This is a genomic window from Cupriavidus sp. IK-TO18 (assembly GCF_015549295.1).
In the GTDB taxonomy this organism is placed as follows: domain Bacteria; phylum Pseudomonadota; class Gammaproteobacteria; order Burkholderiales; family Burkholderiaceae; genus Cupriavidus; species Cupriavidus oxalaticus_A.
The window spans coordinates 18,748-40,214 of sequence record NZ_JADGMP010000014.1 but is presented as its reverse complement, the minus strand read 5'-3'; the positions used below and the strand labels follow the sequence as shown (position 1 = coordinate 40,214).

At 62.8% G+C, this 21,467-nt stretch carries 16 protein-coding genes; 12 read left to right on the top strand and 4 right to left on the bottom strand.

Annotation, left to right across the window (positions count from 1 at the left end; all coding sequences use genetic code 11):
• Nucleotides 1-28: 28 nt before the first annotated feature.
• The 6 genes from IPF36_RS12005 to IPF36_RS11980 all read left to right on the top strand — a co-directional run bounded on the left by IPF36_RS12005 (nt 29) and on the right by IPF36_RS11980 (nt 7,933).
• Entirely contained in the window at nt 29-1,144 is a 1,116-nt protein-coding gene (locus IPF36_RS12005; RefSeq protein ID WP_135703371.1) for a DegT/DnrJ/EryC1/StrS aminotransferase family protein, read from the top strand.
• A complete protein-coding gene (locus IPF36_RS12000; protein WP_167884558.1) occupies nt 1,141-2,601 on the top strand; it encodes a lipopolysaccharide biosynthesis protein in 1,461 nt (486 codons plus the stop codon). The genes IPF36_RS12005 and IPF36_RS12000 overlap by 4 nt, the downstream gene beginning before the upstream one ends.
• Before the next feature lie 70 nt (nt 2,602-2,671).
• On the top strand, nt 2,672-3,784 hold the full coding sequence (locus IPF36_RS11995; RefSeq protein WP_133097157.1) for a glycosyltransferase family 4 protein: 1,113 nt from the start codon (nt 2,672-2,674) through the stop codon (nt 3,782-3,784).
• A gap of 284 nt (nt 3,785-4,068) precedes the next feature.
• Nucleotides 4,069-5,298, top strand: a complete 1,230-nt coding sequence (locus IPF36_RS11990) for an O-antigen ligase (protein WP_195428029.1) — start codon at nt 4,069-4,071, stop codon at nt 5,296-5,298.
• A 73-nt stretch (nt 5,299-5,371) separates the two neighbouring features.
• Entirely contained in the window at nt 5,372-6,328 is a 957-nt protein-coding gene (locus IPF36_RS11985) for a GNAT family N-acetyltransferase (RefSeq protein ID WP_195428028.1), read from the top strand.
• 51 nt (nt 6,329-6,379) lie between these two features.
• Complete coding sequence (locus IPF36_RS11980) at nt 6,380-7,933, top strand: hypothetical protein (RefSeq protein WP_195428027.1); 1,554 nt, start codon at nt 6,380-6,382, stop codon at nt 7,931-7,933.
• A gap of 88 nt (nt 7,934-8,021) precedes the next feature.
• Here IPF36_RS11980 and IPF36_RS11975 read toward each other — a convergent pair whose 3' ends face one another.
• On the bottom strand, nt 8,022-9,374 hold the full coding sequence (locus tag IPF36_RS11975) for a polysaccharide deacetylase family protein (protein ID WP_255519747.1): 1,353 nt from the start codon (nt 9,372-9,374) through the stop codon (nt 8,022-8,024).
• A 331-nt stretch (nt 9,375-9,705) separates the two neighbouring features.
• Between IPF36_RS11975 and IPF36_RS11970 the strand changes: the two genes are divergently transcribed.
• The 5 genes from IPF36_RS11970 to IPF36_RS11950 all read left to right on the top strand — a co-directional run bounded on the left by IPF36_RS11970 (nt 9,706) and on the right by IPF36_RS11950 (nt 16,006).
• Nucleotides 9,706-11,118 (top strand): glycosyltransferase family 4 protein, encoded by a 1,413-nt coding sequence (locus IPF36_RS11970; protein ID WP_240745749.1) that lies wholly within the window; start codon nt 9,706-9,708, stop codon nt 11,116-11,118.
• A 284-nt stretch (nt 11,119-11,402) separates the two neighbouring features.
• Nucleotides 11,403-12,554, top strand: coding sequence for a polysaccharide biosynthesis/export family protein (locus IPF36_RS11965; RefSeq protein WP_195428072.1), 1,152 nt, complete (start codon nt 11,403-11,405; stop codon nt 12,552-12,554).
• A 13-nt stretch (nt 12,555-12,567) separates the two neighbouring features.
• Complete coding sequence (locus tag IPF36_RS11960) at nt 12,568-13,032, top strand: low molecular weight protein-tyrosine-phosphatase (protein ID WP_135703366.1); 465 nt, start codon at nt 12,568-12,570, stop codon at nt 13,030-13,032.
• Nucleotides 13,029-15,251 carry a polysaccharide biosynthesis tyrosine autokinase gene (locus IPF36_RS11955; RefSeq protein WP_195428026.1) on the top strand — a complete coding sequence of 741 codons (2,223 nt, stop codon included), beginning with the start codon at nt 13,029-13,031 and terminating at the stop codon, nt 15,249-15,251. The genes IPF36_RS11960 and IPF36_RS11955 overlap by 4 nt, the downstream gene beginning before the upstream one ends.
• 86 nt (nt 15,252-15,337) lie before the next feature.
• A complete protein-coding gene (locus tag IPF36_RS11950; RefSeq protein ID WP_135703364.1) occupies nt 15,338-16,006 on the top strand; it encodes an acetyltransferase in 669 nt (222 codons plus the stop codon).
• Nucleotides 16,007-16,026: 20 nt separating this feature from the next.
• Here the strand turns inward: IPF36_RS11950 and IPF36_RS11945 are convergent, their stop codons facing one another.
• Together IPF36_RS11945 and IPF36_RS11940 are read right to left on the bottom strand one after the other, a co-directional pair.
• Nucleotides 16,027-16,728 (bottom strand): phosphatase PAP2 family protein, encoded by a 702-nt coding sequence (locus IPF36_RS11945; protein WP_135703363.1) that lies wholly within the window; start codon nt 16,726-16,728, stop codon nt 16,027-16,029.
• A 69-nt stretch (nt 16,729-16,797) separates the two neighbouring features.
• Entirely contained in the window at nt 16,798-17,418 is a 621-nt protein-coding gene (locus tag IPF36_RS11940) for a sugar transferase (RefSeq protein WP_135703362.1), read from the bottom strand.
• Nucleotides 17,419-17,777: 359 nt separating this feature from the next.
• Between IPF36_RS11940 and IPF36_RS11935 the strand changes: the two genes are divergently transcribed.
• Nucleotides 17,778-18,785: a DUF1839 family protein gene (locus tag IPF36_RS11935; protein ID WP_133097189.1), complete on the top strand. Its 1,008-nt coding sequence runs from the start codon at nt 17,778-17,780 to the stop codon at nt 18,783-18,785.
• Between the two features lie 25 nt (nt 18,786-18,810).
• Here the strand turns inward: IPF36_RS11935 and IPF36_RS11930 are convergent, their stop codons facing one another.
• Nucleotides 18,811-21,402: a glycoside hydrolase family 2 protein gene (locus IPF36_RS11930; RefSeq protein WP_195428025.1), complete on the bottom strand. Its 2,592-nt coding sequence runs from the start codon at nt 21,400-21,402 to the stop codon at nt 18,811-18,813.
• Nucleotides 21,403-21,467 lie beyond the last annotated feature (65 nt).

Genomic DNA, 21,467 nt, shown 5'->3' with positions numbered 1-21,467 from the left:
CGCATGCCGTCTGCACAGGAAATCAGCCATGATCGAGTTCATCGACCTCAAAGCGCAGCAAGCCCGCATCAAGCACAGGATTGACACCGGCATCCAGCGCGTGCTGGCGCACGGCCAGTACATTCTCGGTCCGGAGGTCGAGGAGCTGGAGCAGCGGCTTGCGCACGATACCGGCACCCGGTACTGCATCAGTTGTGCCAACGGCACGGACGCACTGCAGATTGCCCTGATGGCGCTGGGCATCGGGCCCGGCGATGAGGTCGTCATGCCCGGCTTTACCTATATTGCCACCGCTGAGACCGTCGCCTTGCTGGGAGCGAAGCCGGTCTATGCGGACGTGGATCCGCGCACCTGCAACCTGGATCCCGCGGCGCTCGAGGCGGCGATCACCGACCACACAAGGGCCATCATCCCGGTCAGCCTGTATGGACAGTGTGCCGATTTCGACATCATCAATGCCATTGCCGCGCGCCACGGCTTGCCGGTCATCGAGGACGCTGCGCAGAGCTTCGGTGCCACCTACAAGGGCCGCAGTAGCTGCAATCTGTCCACGATTGCCTGTACCAGCTTCTTTCCCAGCAAGCCACTAGGCTGTTACGGGGACGGCGGAGCGATCTTCACCAACGACGAAGACCTGGCCAAGGCGATGCGCCAGATCGCCCGTCATGGCCAGGACCGGCGCTACCACCATGTCCGCGTTGGCGTGAACAGTCGCCTGGATACATTGCAGGCGGCCATCCTGCTGGCAAAGCTGACGATCTTCGATGAGGAGGTCGAGCTACGCCAGCAAGTGGCGGCGCGGTACGGAGAACTGCTGCGCCAGGGGGGGTTCGAGGCCACGCCGCATGTCGAACCCCACAACCTCAGCGTATGGGCACAGTACACCATCCGTGTCCCGGATCGCGATTCCTTGCAGGATGTGCTGAAAGCCACCGGAATCCCCACTGTCGTGCACTATCCGTTGCCGCTGAACCGGCAGCCCGCAGTAGCCGCCTGCGAGGCCCGCCTGCCGGTCGGCGACGCGCTGGCGCGTGAGGTGTTGAGCCTGCCGATGCATCCGTACCTCGACATGGCAAGCCAGCAGGCTATCTGTTCAGTGATTCTCCGACATGCCATGTGCCAGCCAGAGCGAGTCGTGCCTTGAACAAGCAGGCGCTCGCCGTGGACCCCGGCACGGCGGAGAAACCCCGTGTCGGCAGAAGCATTGGCGTGCTGGTCAGCGGGCAGGCCGCCGCGCAGATACTTACGCTGGCGGTCTCGCCAGTTCTGACGCGCCTCTATTCTCCGCAGGATTTTGGCGCCGTGGCGGTCTTCGCGGGCCTGCTCGCGTTCTTCGGCGTTGTCGCCTGCCTGCGCTATGACTTGTCGATCGCCCTGCCCGCCAGCGATCGCGATGCCGAGAACCTGGTGGCCTTATGCCTGCTGTGCGTGGCGACGACCAGCGCGCTTTGCGCGCTCGGCGTGCTGTTCTTCGGCGAATCGCTGATCCTGACCCTTAACTGGTCAATCGACGCCAGCGCTCTCTGGCTGCTCCCCTTCGGCGTTGCTTCGGTCGGCCTCTACACTGTGATCGAGCGATGGATGGTCCGGATGCAGTATTTTGGCCAGCTGGCGCAGACCAGGCTGGTGCGGTCCGTGATCGCAAACCTGGTGCAATTGGGCGGCTATGGTTTCGGCGTCCTGGCCTTGATGGGTGGGACGGTAATCGGACATGGCGCCGGCGGACTGTTCTATGCGATCAGGGAAATCCGCCGCAGGCGGGGCGGCAACGTGAAGCTGATCCGCATCGTGGCCCTTGCGCGCCGCTACAAGGATTTTCCGCTGTACTCCACCTGGACAGCCACATTCAATGTGGCGGGCGTGCACCTGGTGCCGCTGATCTTCTCGGCGTTGTTCGGCGCTGCCGTAGTCGGCCACTTTGCCTTCGCGCTGCGCATGGTATCGGCGCCGATCTCACTGATCGGCGCGGCGATCGGTAGTGTTTTTTTCGCCCAGGCGCCGGCCGCCATGCGGGCCGGTCGCCTGCCCGAGGCGGCCGAGGCGCTGCGCCGGAAGCTGGCCAATGCCGGCGTTCCGGCACTGGTGCTGCTTGTTTGCGCCGGGCCGGACCTGTTCGCGGCCGTGTTCGGCGAACGGTGGCGCATGGCCGGCCACTATGCGCGCTGGATGGCTCCCTGGATCTATTTCCAGTTCCAGTTCTCGCCGCTCTCCTGCCTCCCTGATGTGATGGAACTGCAGAAGATGGAACTGATCGCGCAGTTCAGCACCTTTGCGATTCGTCTTGCCACGCTGGCAGTTTGTTACGGATTCAGCGTTCCGGCGGACCCCAGCATTGCCGTTTTCTCCGCAGTGAGCGCCGTTGCCTATCTCGGGATGCTTACCCTGTTCATGTCGCGAGTGGGGGTGAGGCTCAAGACAATGGTGACGCACGATGCGGGGCGCTTGCTGGTCTTCTGCGCCTGGGCACTGCCTTCGATACTGCTGTTCAGCGGCGAACCCGACTGGCGGACCCTGGTTTCTGCCGCTTACTTCCTGGCCCTGTCTGCGTTCTGGATGCGGCGCACGCTGCGCCCGACGCGAACTGACGATGAACGACGGTAGCCTCGATCCGCTAGCGGACCAGACATCTCTGTGCCGGATGCATGTCGTGGCGTTGTAGACGGAGTTTCAAGTGCAAGTTGCTAACGTAGCCCACCTCACCTCGGTTCATCCGCGCTACGATGACCGCATCTTCCTCAAGCATTGCCGTAGCCTGGCGGCCAACGGCTATCGGGTCTCGCTGGTGGTGGCCGACGGCGAAGGGGATGAAAGCCGGGACGGGGTTTTCATCACCGATGTCGGCGGCTCGGCGGGGCGCTTAAACCGCGTCTTCCGGACCACGACACGCGTGCTGCGCCGGGCGCTCACGCTGAATGCCGACGTCTACCACCTGCACGACCCCGAGCTGATTCCCGTTGGCTTGAAGCTGAAGAAGATGGGTAAACGCGTCATCTATGATTCGCATGAGGACGTGCCCCGCCAGTTGCTCAGCAAACCCTACCTGGGGCCGAGGCGATTGCGCGCGCTGGCGGGTGCCTTTGCCATATACGAGAGACGTGCCTGTCGCGAATTCGACGGCATCGTCGCGGCTACCCCCTTTATCAGGGACAATTTCCTGCCGATCAATCCTCGCACCGTCGACATCAACAATTACCCGATTCTCGGCGAACTTGGCGGCCCGGTGCAGTGGGAATCCAAGCGAGCGGAAATCTGCTATGTCGGCAGCATCAGCTCAACTCGCGGTATCCGCGAGACTGTCATGGCGCTCGAGCAGGTGCAATCCGCGGCGCGACTGAATCTGGCCGGCCGGTTCGGCGACCAGGCACTGGAATCGGAGGTGAGGGCGGCCAGCGGCTGGTCCCGCGTCAACGAACTCGGCTATCTGGACCGGGACGGGGTGCGGGGCGTGCTGGCGCGGTCGGTGGCCGGCCTGGTGACGCTGCACCCGCTCATCAATTTTCTCGATGCACTGCCCGTGAAGATGTTCGAGTACATGGCGGCCGGGATCCCGCCCATTGCCTCCAATTTTCCGCTCTGGCGCGAAATCGTCGAGGAAAGCGAAAGCGGCCTGTGCGTGGATCCGCTGGATCCGAAGGCAATCGCCAATGCCGTCGACTATCTGGTGACGCATCCCGATGAGGCGCGCCGCATGGGCGAGAACGGCCGCCGCACCGTGACCAGGAAATACAACTGGGCGAACGAGCAGGACAAGCTGTTTCATTTCTACGAGCGGATCCTGGCCTAAGTGCGTGGCCGGTTCGCCGCTTCAGCGACTCGGCCGAGGAATGGCTTTGGCTTCGGGCTTGCGCATTGTCCGGTGTGGGCTGGCTCACGCACTGCGCTATCAAAGTAGCGGCAAATTTGATTAGATGGATGGAGCGCGAGCGGATATCCGTGGCTGAGCCTTGCATCCGGAAAGGCTAGATCCACCGCTTGCCTGGGGGGCAGACTTTCACTGGCTGATGGACTGCAAGGGGACGGCGATCCGGAATCCGCAATGACGACTAACAGGGAGGCGGCAGAGCGGTCATGAAGCACGGCAACCTCTCGCTCTTTGGCAGCGTAGTCTTCCTCACGCTCTTTCCGGGCTATTTCTACTACCACACCGCGGTGGCCGGCGCCTTTTTTCCGCCGGTGCTGGGTGGCTTCTTCGGCCCCATGTCGGTAGTCCTCGGCATCCCGCTGGTGATTTTCGGTTTCGGTGCACTGGTACGCGGGCGCGAGCCGACTCTGTTTATCGATCGTGCTTTCGTTCTGTATGTGCTCTTTGTCCTGGCATGGTCAAGCCTGCACTACCTGCTTGGTACAGGAGTGCAGGAGTCCTTCGACTTCTATATGTATAACCTCAGCACGATACTCATGTGGCTGGTGGTCTACATGTCGGTAAGGAACCTCGATCTGAACGAGAAGTGGCTGCGTTGGATAATATCTATTTCACTGCCCGTATTCCTGGCCATCGCCGCGTGGAACTCGAATGGCCAGTTCTACGATACAGAGAAGATTGCCGGTGACGCCGTGCGGGTTTCCGGCTATCAGGGATTGGCCCGTTCTGCCGCCATTGCCGCCCTGGCAGCGCTCGCATTGCATCGCGGATTGCGTGCCGCACTGGTGGTAGTGATTGCCGTACCGCTGTTGTTCCTGCTCGGGGCGCGCAGCGAGTTCATGGCCTTCCTCGTCGTAGCCGCAGTTCTCTTCGGGCTTCGGGACGGCGCATCGCGGACCACGCTGGTCTGGGTTCCGCTTGGCATAGCCGGACTCGCCTATCTGGCTGTCAGCTTCCAGGTCTTCGAAGGCAGCTCGCGCATCCTCCAGCTTCTGGAGATCAGGGAATCGACTTCCTATCAGGCAAGAAACGAATTGCAGCAGTACGCGGTCAGGACAATCGCAGAGCATCCGCTGCTCGGCAGCTACGCTTCCCAGTTGTATCTCGGCGAGATCGGGAGCTACGCGCACAACGCGCTCTCCGCGTGGGTCAGCTTCGGGCTGGTGGGCTTCCTGGGCTTCGTACTCTTGCTCGGCTATGCATTGGTGCAATCAGCCAGGCTGGCCAGGAAGGGCTACGCCGCGAATCCGGAAGTTGCGCTCGCGCTGGCATTCAGCGTCTATACCGTGACCTTGGCGGCCACCGCCAAATCCGTCAACGACCCGATTTTCGCCTTGGCATGGGGCGCGATGGCCTGCGCACTGCGCAAGCGCGAGCGGGCGGGCAGCCGGCCTGCGCTTGCGCGGTGCCCAGGTCAGCAAGCTGCGCGATCCTGACAGGTATCCGCCAGTCTGGTCACCAGGCAAGGCCTGTACAGCGGCAACTGATATTCATCGATGATTGAGGCGTATGGACATCAATCAGAGCAAATACAGGGAGCTCTGCGAGACCGAACTTTCAATCCCGCTGTCCAGCCGGGCCTGGTGGCTTGACGCGACGGTCGGGGCCGACCGCTGGAGCGTGGCCCTGGTGGAGCGGGCAGGAAAGGTAATCGCAGCCATGCCCTACGTCAAGAAGACAAGGTATGGCTTTGTCATCCTTACCCAGCCTCCCGCCGGAAACGGATTGGGACCATGGCTCGCGTGCAAGGATGCAAAGCCGACAAAATTACTGAGCCAACAGAAGGAGTTGATGACGAATCTGATCGAACAACTGCCGAGGTTCGACCATTTCGTGCAGGCCTGGGACTACAACAATACCAACTGGCTGCCCTTCTTCTGGAAAGGCTATCGGCAGACCACGAGATATACCTACATTCTTCCGGACCTCAGTGACGAGACATCGCTTTGGAGCGCCATGCAACCCACGGTGAAACAGGACATCCGGAAAGCAAGCGACCGCTTCAATCTTCGCGTGCGCCACACCGACAACATTGATGAATTCCTGCCACTGAACCGCAATGTCGGCATTGACCCAAAATGGCGCCGAGGCTATTCCGATAACGTCGCGAGGCGAATCGACGCTGCGTGCAAGGAGCGGGGCAGACGCAGGATCTTTATCGTCGAGGATGAGCAGGGACGGCCTCACTACAGCGCCTATCTCGTGTGGGACGAGCAGAGCGCATATGGCCTGATGGGAGGCGCAAACCGGGACATGCCATCCAATACCGGAGCCGGCAGCTACTGCATTTGGGAAACCATCAGGTTCGCCTCGACGGTAACCAAGGTCTATGACTTCTCTGGCTCCATGCTGGAATCGGTGGAACGCTTCTTCCGAGGCTTCGGTGCTGTTCAGAGACCGTATTTCCTCATTACCAAGACACCATCCAGGGCGCTCTCGCTGTATCAGCTCATGCGTTCCCGATAGCCGTGCCGCCGGGAAAGCAAAGCGCCCGCGCTTTTACAAGGAGATGCTGGCATGAGCAAGCACAACGCACGCGCCCGTCGACCTCTTGCGCGCGCTCTGCTGCGCGCCGGTAGCCTGGTTGTACTGCTGGCCTGTAGCGTGCCAGCGGCGCAGGCGCAGTCTGGCGGTGTGATGCCGGCCGCGCTGGAATGCGGTGGCCCTGTCGAAGGCCTGGTCTGGCGCCGCTGGGACGAAGGCGGGTTCGTCTTCGTGCAACAGCAGCTGATCGCGGAACGGCTGGTGAAGCAAGGCGACACCTATGCGCTATATCACCTAGAGGTCTTCTTTCATAACTTGCTGGCCATGGCACAACGTTGCCAGCGCAGCGCGCGCCAGGCCCAGTTGGCCGGCCTGGTTGCCAGCACTTATGCACAGCTTGCACCCGCGCCCGGCGACCAGCCAGGGCGGGCCTGGATATGCCGCGGTGGCCCCGAGTGCAGCCACAGCATCCGGCTGCGCAATACCGAGGTGTTGCTCAACAGCACCCAGTTCCTGGCCTTCGCGAGCAGCCTTGCCAACGGCATGAGCCGCGAGGTTCGGACGGGGGCTCCCAACGACTTTGTCGAGCAGACGGCACGCATCGCGCGCGAGCACCTGGAACGCTGGAACACGCCTGCGGCGCAGGACGCGTTGCGCAAGCGGATCGCCGCCAGGCCGGAGGATGTAAAAAATACCTCGTCGGAATTGTTCCTGACCGACAAGGAGCTTTGGCAGATTGCCATCTACGCGGATCTGGCCGGCATGCTGGCCGCGCGGCCTCGGCTTGCCCAGGCGGTGGGCCTGAATGACGGCAGTATTGCCACCATGAAAGCACACCTGGACTTGTTGCTGCGCCTGGTTGCGGCTCGTACTACTGTACAGGCGCTTCCTGACCCGGAGGGCAAGACCGGCAAGGGCATCAGGGTGGCCGATCTTGATGCGGGATTCTGGCGGCTTTATGACACAAACCGGTATGCCTCCTACACCGGGCGGGACAAGCCCGTGGTGTGCAAGCGCGATCCGGCCAGACCCGAGCTGGTCACGGCGCAGACGCATATTCCAGCCGAGCGCTTCGCGCCGGTCGCCAACATCGGCTGGGACATCAGCCACGCACGACGGCTGGTACATTTCTTTGATGCCATCGAGCGCAATCGTGCGGCCATGGTCCAGGTCTACGGTATAGGCCCGGCGAGTTTGCCCTCGCAAGACACCATGGCTGCCTTTGCACGCCAGTTCAGTCTTCGCGTCTGGAATCAGGATCGGGCTCGCCCCCTGTTCGCCAACTACTTCAGTGGCGCCAACGGCTGGTATCGGGTGAATTACGACAACGGTACCGGCAGTTGCGCGGAGGGCTATCCACCGTATGGCCTGTCTGAGTCATTCCCCACCGGTGGCTATGCAACCTGGCCAGCCATGCACGCGCTGGGTGTGCGCTTGTACGACATTACCCAGTCGTCGCGCAAGGAAGACCGGGACTTCGTTGCAGCCCATTACCCCGGCTTTGCCAGGCAGCCCGGCGACAGCGGGCGCATGCTTGCCGAGATGATGTTCTGGCCTACGCTGGTGCGCCGCGGCGGCGCGCGCTGAAGGGACGAGCCAACCGCGCGCTCGTTTCCATCGCGCGCGGCCGGGCGGCAGGGGTGGGGCGATCGTGGCTCGCTGACGCGACAGCTTGTCAGTGGGCGACGACAGCCTGGTACAGCTCGCGCTCCTCGGCTTTGCCGAGCGACGAGTTATGCCACAGCATGGTAAAGCAGCCATTCACCGCATTGCAGGTGTCCTTCAGCTCCCGGAACTTGCTCCATGCCGCCTCGCCGGTTCCAAGCCCCATATAACCCATGACGGTGCCTTCCATGGCAATCAACGGGCGAATGCGCAGGTTCAGGGCCTTGCCTGCCACCGGATCGAAGGCCGGATATTCGAAGCAGGTGCCGCAGCGGAATCCGGCGTGGTCGGCATAGCTGAGCGTGCTGTCGTAGGTCATGCCCGCCTGCTCCCAACCGAGCATCGTGGTCGGGTGCTCCCAGCGCAAATAGTGCATGCGTCCGCCCCAGACCTCCTGCTCGATCTTCTCTTGCTCGCATACCCGCCGCAGCCGGATTGCCTCCGCCTGCACCGCGCCGGGGGCCTGATAGGTATTGAAGCTCGGATGCAGGCCGATCTCATGACCACGGGCATGGATACGCTGCATCAATCCGCGTATCGCAGGATGCTCCGGCTCGTAGTCGGCATCCATGCCTGGGTGGGTGCGGCCGCAGATGAAGTAGAAGGCGCTGACCAGTCCATGGCGCTCGGAAACATCCATGATCCAGTCAAAGGTATTGACCCGATCGCCGGGATGCAGCGCGGTGCGCGTCTTCATCCTGATGACCGGGGCCTGCAGCACGCTCCGTACGTCCCGGCGAATCAGAATGTCGCCGGCCATGCGGCGGAGCATTCGCGCCGCGGAGCCAAAACCATAACGACTGGGAACATCCACGTCATGCGACACCTTCATGCCGGGCCGAAGCTGCCTGAGCTGCAGTTCTGGCCACTGTCGCCTGATCACCTGCCCAAGGATATGCAACCACTCATCCACCACCGGTCGCTCCAGGTAGCCATGCCTGTGGGCATGCGAGCCGCTCGCCGGGAAGCGTCTGTATTTATCCAGGTCGGTGCGGCCAACCTCCTCCTGGCGCGACAGCATCCAGTAGCAAAGACCGAGAACATCATAGTGGATTCGATAGCCAGCCGGCGTCGACTCGATCAGCGGCGACGGAGCGCGCGCGAGGCCTGGCGCCGGCAAAGGTCCGCGCAGGGCCGTCTGCCACCCCTCGGCAAGTGCATCCCAGGTTGTAAAGGCGAGCGCCGAGTCCGCGCGCTTGAAGGTGACGGGGTCAGCGGCAATCTCGATCGATCCCTCGCCGCAACCAGCAAGGCTCAAGCGGACAAAGCCCGCGTCGGTACCTTGCAACTGAAAACCATGGCCAAACCGCTCCGCGAGAATCCGCTGCAGCCAGGAGAGGGTTTCCTCAGTCATGTGCTTCATAGGGAATTCCAGAGTGAGAATGCCGGCGTCTGATTGAACGACGTCTGTGCACGGCTTTGAGCAGGGCATGGACAGCACATGGCAAACCGGATGGCCGAGCCACAGCCGACTGCGCTGACAGAGAAGATTATCGGGACTCGCTACCGTGCCCGCAATGAAGCTGGGTGTGACGCCGAACGCAAGGCGCGCGCGCTTTCCTGCCGCACCCGCGAGGCTGCCGCGGTGCGATGCCGGGCAGTGTGGTCTGGGCCACGCTATGCGCTTTCACGGGGCGTCGGACTCTGATTAGATGTATTCGGGCGGATGGGAAAGTACTCATCCGGCCCTGACCATGGCCCTGACCATGGCCCTGCGCGTCCACATGCGGTCGCGGCAGGATCAGCTATTGTCAGGCCCGCGTCTGCCCTGGTGGCCCACCCTGCGGGCCGGGTCGGCCAACCGGGCGAAGCCCGCCAATGACATGTGCGCCAGCATCCAACGATCCGGTCCCTCCATGAAGCACGTCTGGATTCTCAATCACTATGCCCTGGAACCCGGCAGCAGCCCCGGCGGTACGAGACACTTCCACCTGGCAGAGCACCTGAGGTCGTCCGGCTGGCAGGCAACCGTTATCGCGGCCAACGCGGTCGGCGCAAGGGAACGGCATCTGGAGGCGGGCAGGTTGTCGCGCCTTGACAGTATTCGCGATGTGTCTTTCCTCTGGGTACGTACGCCCACATACGAAGGCAATGGCGCTGGCCGCATCCTCAACATGCTGGCCTACAGCTGGCGCGCCTTGCGGCGGCGGACCACGCGTGGCCTGCCGCGTCCCGACGTGGTGATCGGCTCCAGCGTACACCCCTTCGCCGCGGCGGCGGGCGCCTTGCTGGCGCACCGCTTCAAGGTCCCGTTCGTGTTCGAGGTGCGTGACCTGTGGCCGCAGACGCTCGTGGACATGGGTCGCCTGCGCGAAGGGGATTTCCTTACCTGGGCGCTGCGCAAGCTCGAGCTTTGGCTGTATCGGCGTGCCACTCGCATCGTCGTGCTGCTGCCGCACGCGTGGGAGTACATCGCGCCGCTGGGCATCCCGAAAGAGCGCATAACCTGGATACCCAACGGCGTGGACCTGTCGCTGTTCCCGCCGCCCACGCCTGCACGCACCGTCGCGCCGTCCGAGCGTTTTACGCTGATGTATTTCGGCGCCCACGGGCAAGCCAACGGCCTGGACAATGTGCTGCAGGCAATGAAGCTTGTGCAGCAGCGGCCAGAGGGGCGGCACATCATCCTGCGCATGGTTGGAGATGGCGGCCTCAAGCCTGCGCTGATGGCGCAGGCGCAGCAACTCGGCTTGTGCAATGTCATCTTTGAGCCCCCCGTACCGAAGACCCGCATTCCGGCTGTGGCAATGGAGGCCGATGCCTTTGTCATCGCCGTGCGCGACCTGCCACAGTTGTACCGGTACGGCATCAGCATGAACAAGCTGTTTGACTACCTGGCTGCGGGCCGGCCCATCGTCATTGCCTCCAATGCCTCCAATAATCCGGTGGCCGACTCGACGGCGGGATTGACAGTGGCCGCGGAGCAGCCGGAGGCGCTTGCCGACGCCATCATCAGCATCGCCGCAGCGCCGCTCGAGGCTCGCCTGCGTATGGGGCGCGCCGGCCGCGAATATGTCGAGCGCAACCACAGCTTCCAGCTGCTGGCGCAGCGCCTGGCTGGTGTGCTGGACGAAGCATGCAGACCTCAGGCCAACCCGGTGTCCTGACCTGGTCGATATCGAGGCTCCGTGCATTGCACACGGGCTGGAAGACCAGTGCTGGCCTTTGCACCTTTACTGCAGGAAGCGAGATGCAGCGAACGGAGGGGCCCACTGGGCGAAGGCTGGCGCTCGCGGCAGTACAGCTTTCACGTCCGAACATTCAACGTGCGACAACGCACCGAAGCATGGAGCTGCCCCTCCTACGATGCAAAGCATCAGGGCATGGCAGATGCGATGCGTTGTCCGCTGCCATCAGTAAGGAGACCGCCGTGAGACCAGTCAATTGGCGCATGCATTCCCGAATCATCCTGGCTACCCATCGCCACAACATCGCTTCCAGTCTGTCGATACTTGTCGCCACCGGCCTGCTTGCAGCCTGCTCTGCTTCGCCGGGCATGTACTTCGGCACCAATGCAGTGGTGAGCGCAATCGGTCCCGATGTCGTACCCAAGGTGACACCGATCACTCTCGATCTGGTGAAAGCCCAACGCAGCAAGGTTCGTACAGACAATGAGCGGGTCGAAGAACTGTTCGCCACACCGCGGCCTTATCAGATCGGCCCTGGCGACATCATCTCGGTCGTGGTGTGGGACCATCCGGAACTGGTGTTTCCCACGCAGACCTACAGCATCGGCGCCGCCTTCGAAATCCCGCAGTCCAGCGGCGGCGCCAACGTGCCGGGTTATGTGGTCAGCGCACAGGGCGATATCCAATTCCCCTACGCCGGCGTCATGAAGGTGGGTGGGAAGACAGCAAACGAGGTTCGCGACCAGATGGCGCGGGTTCTGTCGCGAGTGGTCAGGAACCCCCAGATGACGGTGCGGGTGCTCGGCTTTCGTAGCCAGCGTGTCTATGTTGACGGAGAAGTCAAGACGCCTGGCATGCAGGCCATCGATGACGCGCCCATGACGCTGGTGGAAGCGCTCAATCGCGCCGGCGGCGTGCTGAATCTGACCGGTGACAACAGCCGCATCCGCGTTACCCGCGGCGAGCGTAGCTGGTATGTCAACATTCCTGCGCTGCTTGCCAGGGGTATTGATCCGTCCCGCATTCTGCTGCGCTCGGGCGACATCGTCCGCGTGGAACAGCGCGAGGACAACAAGATCTTCGTCACCGGCGAAGTGGTGCGCCCGGCCTCCCTGCTCATGCGCAATGGACGGATGACACTGAACGAAGCACTTGGCGATGCCGGCGGTGTCAATCCGAGTTCGGCCAATGCGGAACAGATCTACGTCATCCGCAAGGCGGCCGATGGCGAACCCAACATCTTCCATCTGAACAGCAACTCTCCGGCGGCGCTGGCTATCGCCGAGGGCTTCGAGCTGGAACCGAAAGATGTGGTCTATGTGGACGCACGTGAGGTGGTCCGCTGGAGCCGTGTGATCAACCAGTTGTTGCCGAGCACGCAGCCTGTGTTCAGTACTGCCACGGCAATCAAATAGCGGGATGCGAAACATGACTCGCTCGATCCTGGTGATTTGCATCGGCAACGTCTGTCGCAGCCCCATGGCGGCCTGCCTGCTGAGCCAACTTCTGCCCGCATGCGAGGTAGCTTCGGCCGGACTCGCTCCGCCGGTCGGCGCACCCGCGGACCCAAGCGCTGTCAGGCTGCTTGCGCGCGAGGGCCTCGATATTGCCAGTCACCGCGCCCGCGCTGTGAACGACGCACTTGTGGCAGCTGCGGACCTGATCCTCGTGATGGACAGCGAGCAACGCGACGAGCTTGAACGGGTTTTCCCGCTGGCACGCGGGAAGACCCACCGGATTTGCGAATCCACGTCCACGGATGTGCCGGATCCGTACGGATGCTCGCCAAGCATGTTTTATATCGTTCTGGAACTGATCAAGCAGGGCATTGCTTCATGGTCTGCACGGCTGGCAGAGGTTGCACCAACTGATGCTCAAGGAGAGGTATCATGAGAACGGTCAGTACCGGGGATCAAGCTCCCGCTGGCGGGGACGAGCATCAATCGGCCGTGGACTTTACCGCCTATCTCGATTTGCTGGCCCGCTATCGAAAGACCTTCCTGTCCGTCGTCGGCGTGGTCCTCGTGGTCGGCCTTACCTATGCCCTCCTGGCCAAGCCCGTCTACCGCACGAACATGACGGTGCAAGTGGAGGACTCGGGTGGTAGCCACGTCAGCAAGCTCATAGCCTCCATCTCACCGGGACCCGATGCCAAACCCGCCGCTTCCGCGGAGATTGAACTCCTGCGCTCGCGGATGGTGGTCGGAAAGGCTGTCGACAACCTGCACCTGTATATCGAAGCCGCACCGCGCTATTTCCCCGTGATTGGCCCGGTAATCGCCAGCTTCAATCCTGAACGGTCGCACCCTGGGCTGTTTGGATGGGGTGGCTTTGCGTGGGGCCATGAATCGATTGCCGTGTCCCAACTCGACGTTCCTGCGTCGATGGAGGAGCGCAAGATCCTGCTGACCGCGCTGGGTGACAACGAGTACAGGGTGCGGTTTGCCAGCGACGATGTCGAGGCTACCGGCAAAGTGGGATCGCCATTGACGATCACCACTGCCAACGGCGCGGTCACCATGCTGGTAAGCCAGTTGGACGGGCGTCCCGGTACCCAGTTCGTGCTGCGTCGCCTGGCGCGCGCTGCTGGCATCGCGCGCTTGCAGGAGAAGCTGACGATCAGCGAACGCGGCAAGGATAGCGGCGTGATCGGCGTGGCTCTGGAAGGTGCCTCGCCAGACATGACGGCGGCTATCCTCAACGAAGTCGGCAATGCCTATGTTGAACAGAACATCCGCCGCAAAGCCGCCGAAGCCGAAAAGTCCCTCGCATTTCTCGAGCAGCAGGTGCCGCTGCTCAGGCAGCAGGTCGACACGGCCGAGACCCGATATAACGCGATGCGCAATCAACGCGGCACGATCGACCTCGGCGAGGAGTCCAAGCTGATCCTGGGTCAGTCGGTGCAGATTCAGACCAAGCTGCAGGAGTTGCAGCAAAAGCGCCAGGAACTGGCTGCGCGCTTTACTTCAACTCATCCGGCCGTCGCACTCGTCGACAGCCAGATCTCCGGCCTGACCGCCCAGCTGAACGGAGTGTCCGGGCGGATCCAGAAGCTGCCGGACGTGGAGCAGAACGTGTTGCGGCTGATGCGCGACGTCAAGGTCAGCACCGAGCTGCTGCAGTCCCTGCTGAACGAGGTCCAGCAGTTGAAGCTGATCAAGGCGAGCAAGGTAGGAACGGCGCGGATTGTCGACCCGGCGGAGGTACCGCTCAAGCCGGTCCGGCCGGACCGGGCGCTGATTGCCGGGCTATCGCTCGCGCTGGGCTTGGTTGCTGGTCTGCTGGTGGTCTTCGTGCGCCATACGCTCGAGGGCGGCGTGGCAGACCCGGACGAGATCGAGCGGCAGACAGGGATGACTGTCTACTCGACCATCCCCTTCAGCAAACAACAGTCACAGTTGTCACCGGGCGCCGGCCTTCTGGCACTCCAGCAACCGGACGATCCCACGGTGGAGAGTCTGCGCAGCTTCCGTACCGCATTGCGTTTCGCCATGGCCGGGAGCAACAGCCCGACGGTAGTGATCACCGGGCCTGCCCCGGGCGTCGGCAAATCCTTTGTCTGTACTAACTTTGCCGCAATTGCCGCGACCGGAAGCCGCGTGGTGCTCATTGATGCCGACCTGCGCCGCGGTAGCCTGCAGAGTTCCTTTGATGCCAAGCGCGGCCCTGGCTTGACGGAACTGCTGATGGGCGCGCCGCTGGAGCAGGTATTGCAGCGGCAAGTGGTGCCCGGCCTGGACTTCATACCGACCGGCTCGCAACCACCACACGCGACAGATCTGCTGCTGAGCCCCGCCATGGACTCCGTGCTTGAGCAGCTCAAAGCGCGCTATGACCTGGTGCTGATCGATACGCCGCCAGTGCTTGTGGCTGCCGACGCGGGCATCCTGGCAGGCAAGGCTGGCGCCGTGTTCCTGGTGGCGCGCGCCGAGAAGACCACGACCGGCGAACTGGTTGCGGCGCAACGCGCGATCCGGCAGGCTGGCGCCGATGTCAAGGGCGTGCTGTTCAACGGGCTTCTGATCGAGGGTCGCTGGTACCGGTCCCATAGCTACTTTGGCAAGTATCGCTATCTCGCCGATTACGGCAATGGACAGACCAAGCGGGCTTAGCCAGGGCGACGGCGGCGGCTGGTGTAGTTTCCGTCCAGCCGTCGGCCGCTGAACTCGAACTCTGCTTCGCTGAGGGCAAACAAGTCATGCCACTCGTTCATGCGGATGCCGTCTCGTCCGTGGTCATCGCCGGCGCAGGCGGACTTGGGCTGGAACTCTATGACTATCTGCAGGCAGAAGCGCTGTGCGGCGGACCGACGGTAGCGGGCTTCATCGATGACACGCCAGACAAGGTTCCGGAGGGCATAGACCTGCCACATCTGGGGTCGATTCGTCAGTACCGGCCAACGCCGCGCCAGGCAGTGCTGGTAGCGATCGGTGCCACCCTGGCACGGCAAGAGGTGCTGTCATGGCTCCTGCATAGCGGGATCGAGGTTCCGATCTATGTCCACGGTACGGCCCTCGTCTCGCCCTCCTCCCACCTGGGCGTCGGCTCGTTGATTTTTCCGTTTGCGGTCATCAGCCGGGGCGCGGTGGTGGAGGACGGCGTGGTGGCCAATGTCTCCAGCGGAATTGGGCACGGTGCCCGGGTGGGTGCGTGCTCCGTGCTTTCTCCTCATGCGGTCCTCAACGGCAACGCCGCCATCGGACCGCGGTGCTTCCTGGGGACACGCGCGACGCTCTTTCCGGGCGTCAGCATCGGCGCGGAATGCGTTGTCGATTCTCACACCTGCGTTTCGACCAGCGCCAAGGACCGGCAGTTCATCACTGCCGGCAGTTTCCAGATGACCTCACGCCTGATTCGCGATCAGTGATGAACAGCTCGGGGCCCGGCTCAAAAGGTTTCAGAACATACGCGGTACGACGGCACCCGGCATTTCACGACCGTCACCACGATCTGGCCGGAGACCGGATCGGTATCGATGTACCTGGAATAGCGCTCGGTGACGCCGAACCAATCCATTCCATGTGACCACAATCGACCCTTGACGGGACGTGTCGCTGCCAGCACAAAGACGAACAGGAACCCGCAAAGCGCCAGCCTCGCAAGCATCGGCGTCCGACCGGGGCGCGCACGCTGACGAGCGGGCTGACGAAATGGATGCAAGTTGATCCACGCCACGGCAAATCCGACAGTCATGCCGATCAGGGTTTCAGCAAGCGTGTGATAGTGTCCGACGATCAGGGCAATCGCCACCAGTACGGCCACGAGTACACCGGCAGACAGGCCGATCCTGGCCGTTCGCTTGCCCCATGCCGATCCCAGTATCGCGCCCAGCATCGGGTAGACCGATGCAGTGAGCATGGCGTGCCCGCTTACGCTGTACACGTTCACCGATGGCATTGACCACCCATTGAATTCGAACGCCAGCTTCCCTGCAAGAATGACGGCTGCACCGCCCACCAGCGACATGAGCCAGTAACACGCGCGCTCCCACAATCCCAGGTAGGCCAGACGGAGCGCAACAAGGCCCGCCAGGGGGACCGCCAGTGACGCGCCGCCACTATGGACAATGAGCATCCAGGATAGCTGCATCAGGAGCCTCAAGTTGTCGAATGGTCGCTTACCCGTGCGCCCCGGCGTATGTCGCCACCCGTTTCCAGTTCATCGCGCGATATCGGCATCCGAGGCGCTCCGTTTGCTTCCCATGAAGCGAGGGGCGGAGAATTCTCCCGCGGCACTGATCCCCTCGCGCGCTACTACCTTGATGACGGTCTTCCACAAGATCACGATGTCCAGCCACACCGAAACGTGATCCACATACCAGACGTCCAGCCGGAATTTTTCTTCCCAGCTGATCGCGTTGCGTCCACTGATCTGTGCGAGTCCGGTAATGCCGGGACGGACCATGTGGCGGCGCATCTGCTCTGGAGAGTAGCGTGGCAGGTATTCCATCAATAGCGGCCGTGGCCCAACCAGGCTCATGTCACCCTTGAGTACATTCCAGAGCTCCGGCAGCTCATCGAGGCTGGTGGAGCGAAGAAACGCCCCAAGTCTGGTCAGCCGCTCCGGATCAGGCAGCAGTTCGCCGTCCGGTCCGCGAGCATCCGTCATGGTACGAAACTTGAGAATGTGGAATGGTTCGCCATGAAGCCCCGGCCGGACTTGCCGGAAGAAAACCGGGTTGCCCAGACGCACGCGCACTACGCAAACCAGGAGCAGAAGCGGAATGGCAAGCAGCAGCATGCCCAGCAAGGCCAGGACAACATCAAAGATGCGCTTCATCACAATGGCTCCGAGAAACCGCACTCATTTGGGCATGGCGCAGGGGGAGCGCCGCTGACAGGCTTCATGCTCTTGGTTCGGTTGCTTTGCCCATGGCAACGATCCATCCACGGGCACTCAATGCGGAGGATTGCCTGCAGTGACTATGCCCCGCGGCGCCCCTTTGCACCGTTGGCTATCTCACACTTCAGCCGCCGGCTCTGCCACGGCGCCAGCGAGCACTCCCGCGACCCATTTTCCTCGGCTTGCCTCACCAGTTCTTCAAGTCTGTTTGAGAGCGCACCGAATGGCAGGTGCCGTCTCGCCAGAATCGGAAGTCCGTACGCAAGCCAGCACAATGAAAGGTGCAGAGGACCGACATGAAAGTCTCGACAGCAAGCGGCGAAGGTGGAGGCGGGCTGAGAACCGCCCTGCCGGCGACCGCGCATCCCCACGCTCTGCATGGTTCCGAAGCCATCTGGCAGGAAACCAATTGCTATATCGACCTGTGGGTGGAATTGCTGCATGGCTGGGGGCTCGAACCGCGCGCAGGACTCGCGTTCACCGTTGCACAAGACTTTGAAGGCGATCACTTCACCTTCTTCAAGTACCCGCAGATGGATCTGGAAACGCTGTATGGGATCAGCGTGCAGGAAATGGCCGTTTATGACACGCTGCAGGCACACGTCACGGCGCAGGTCGAACGCGGTCACACCGCACTGGTCGAAGTCGACAGCTTTTACCTGCCCGACACGCATGCCACCGCCTACCGGCGCGAGCACGTCAAGACCACGATAGCGATCAACCGTATCGACAACCAGGCCGAGCGTGTCTGGTACTACCACAGCCTGGGCTACCACAACGCGCAGGGCGAGGACTATCGCGGCCTGATGCGGCTCTTGCCCGAGCTCGCAGGCAACGCAAACATCCTGTTCCCCTATGCTGAATATGCAAAACGCGTGCGGCCTCCGCTCGAATCGTCCGCGTTGGTCGATGCTTCGGTGGCACTGATGCGATACCACCTCGCCAGGCGCCCCGCAGGCAATCCGGTAGGTCGCTGGCGACAGGTGTTCGGCAAGCATATGGACGCCCTGCTGGCGAGGGACGAATCCTATTTTCACCTGTACACCTTCAACTTCCCGCGCCAGCTGGGCGCCAACTTCGAGATGCTGCATCACTGGCTGTACTGGCTAAGCGAGCATGGGCACGAGACGCCCCTGGCCGTCGCAGACGACGCACGCGCCATCGCAACCGAGAGCAAGGTATTGCAGTTCCGACTGGCGCGGGCAGTGGCACGCCGGCGCGCCGACCTCTGCGCGGACTGCCTGGATAGCCTGGAGTCCTGCCATGACAAGGCCATGGCAGGACTGCTATCGGCTTTCGGCTGAGCCAGCACGCGACCGGCAGGCGTCGCTAACCATCATAGCCAAGCGGATGGTCAGCATTCACAGCGTAGATTTCGCCTGAGGGAACGGTAACAGCTTGCGCCGCGCCCTTGCGCTCGTGCACGAGTCGAACTCGCCGGCTGCTTCCCGGTGCAAGGTGGAACCAGTTCTCCGAAGCCTGGTAGGCAACGTCCTCGATGTGCACCCAGCGCGCGAAGCGCTCCGCTGACACCGTCAGCCACCACTCGTCGCCAACCTGCTCTAGCTGCGCCCGCAACCCAGGCGCCTTGAGCGCGGTGGCACGGCGGTCGGGCAGGTACACCGCCTGGCTCAGTGGCTCGCCGCTGTCGCCGGCAAGCAACGTCGCCAGTACCACGTCATGCGTCGGCGGGCCGAAGCGATAGGCATACGTGAAGTCAAAGAAGCGATCGAGCAGTGCGGACGCCTCGATACGCTCCGACCCGCGCGCCGGCAGCCGCAGGCTGTGCCGGGCTTCAGCCACCACCATCGCGCCATCACGCAGGCAGCGCAGGACCAGCAGCAGAGAGCGTGGCTGCGGCATTTCGTTCAGCACGTGCAGGTGCAGTCCATTGAGCCCCTCATCAGTAATCAGCACCTGCACTGGTTGCCAGACCTGGCGTAGCGCATGCCATGCCGACTTGGGGCGCCCGCACGCATCGACAATACCCCAGCCTGCGCCAGGCGTCAGGTCTTGCAGCTGCCAGATCAGGCCGCCGGAACAACCCGATCCCACCCGTCGCCATTCGCTGAAGACTTCGGTCATCACCTCCGCCGTCACCGCCCGCGACAGCATCAGATAGCGTTGGGGCTGCTCATACCGCAAGCGCGGCGGATCCACATCGTACAAGGCGCGCAAATAGTGATCGCGGACATCTTCGAAATCCCACGGTGCACCCGCGTCGCGCGGCACCGTGGCTTTCCAGCGCGGGGAATGCAGCGGCAGCAACAGTCCGTGCTCTGTCAGCGTTCGATCACCGGGAACATTGGCAAAGGCCAGGCATTCGGAGGCGAAGCGGACCTGTGCCAGCCGCGCATCCGTCAACGGACGTTCGTAGGCCCCCACGCCGTAATAGTGGCAGACACCGCTGTCCGGCTGGAACGGCCAGGCCCCTCCGGTTGGCGAATTGCTGACATAGACCACGTCCGGACGATGCGCGGCAACCAGGCCCGGGATCAACTCCTCGAACAGCGGTTGCTTCCATTCGCCACGCGAGGTACCCAGCATTGCCGCCTGCTGCTCCGCCTCGCTACCGCCGCAAAGCACCGCAACGCTTGGATGCGCCCGGGTCGATGTCAGCCACCCGGTGACTTCGCGCTGGAAGTCATCGGTAAGGCCAACGCCGGGTCCGATGCTGCCATAGTCGAAGTTGGCGAACATGAAATCCTGCCAGACCAGCAAGCCCAGTTCGTCGCAAACCCGATAGAAGGCTTCACCCGGATAGCACGTGACACCGCTGATGCGCACCATGTTCATGCCGCCGTTGCGCGCAAGCGTCAGCCAGTACCGGGAGGCTTCATCAGTGTCTGCGAGGCCAGGCAAATCGATGCTGGAAATGCAGGCCCCGCGGCAAAACAGCCGCTCGCCATTGATGCACAGTGCAAACGGCTCAGACAACCGCGAAGGCCCGGACGAAGCCGATGCGCTCGCACCGTCGAGCGATACCGTGCGAAAACCGGCCCGGCCGCATTCGATGGCGCGCCCGTCGACGGTTGCATCGACACGGTAGAGGTGTGGCTCGCCGTGCGTATGAGGCCACCATGGCTTCGGTCGTTCGACCCGTAGCGTGCCCGCAAGGGTGTGCCTGTCAATGCGCGAGAGTGTGCCGGGATGGCGGCAACCCTCACCGTCTGTTGCCTCGAACGACCCCGAAGCCGGCGCTGCCCCCGGGAAATGCAGCCGCAGCGAGACGACGCCGTGTCCTTCCGGCATTTGCGCCGACATGTCAGCGCGCACGCCGTGAAGAATGTCGTCGCTTGCCGGATCGAGCAACTCTACGGAACGCCAGGGCCCCACCGCATGCACCGGCGGGCACCAGCCCGGCATATGGCCAAGCAGGGTCGTGCGGACCGTACGCAAGGTCGGGGGCACGATCATTCTGGGCTTCCAGCGCACTGCGCCATGCCGCTTGCGCAACCATGGATGCAGCGCCCGAAAACAGAGATACAGCAGGTTGTCTCCGTCCAGGTCGACCTCGACCTCGTGCGCGGCGAACATATGCTGAACACCCAGCACGAGTTTTCCGTTGAGCCAGGCTTCGGCCACTGTGGCGAGTCCGTTAAAGCGCAGCACGTGCCTGCCCCGCCCGGCAAAGCGCACACGATACCAATGGTCATGCAGGTGCAGTGGCGGCGGCGCGGAGTCGTCCCAGCGGCCGGCGGCGCGCAGCGCGCTGGCCACCGTGCCAGGAACCGGGGCCGGCAGCCAGCCCGCCGTGCCATCCAGGCCCGCCGGACTGTCGGCTGCACCGGCGTCCGTCTGTATCCACGTCCACTCGCCACCGAGCACGGCGTTGCCAATGGGGATGCCCGATCGGATGTCAGGGAATGACTCCGGATCAGGCATCGAGGTGTTTGTGTCCGGGTAACCTTGGGACATCATGGACTGCCTTCATCGCGTAACCCGGCAGGGCCGGGATGCCAGCCTGGCGGATCACAGCCGACTGC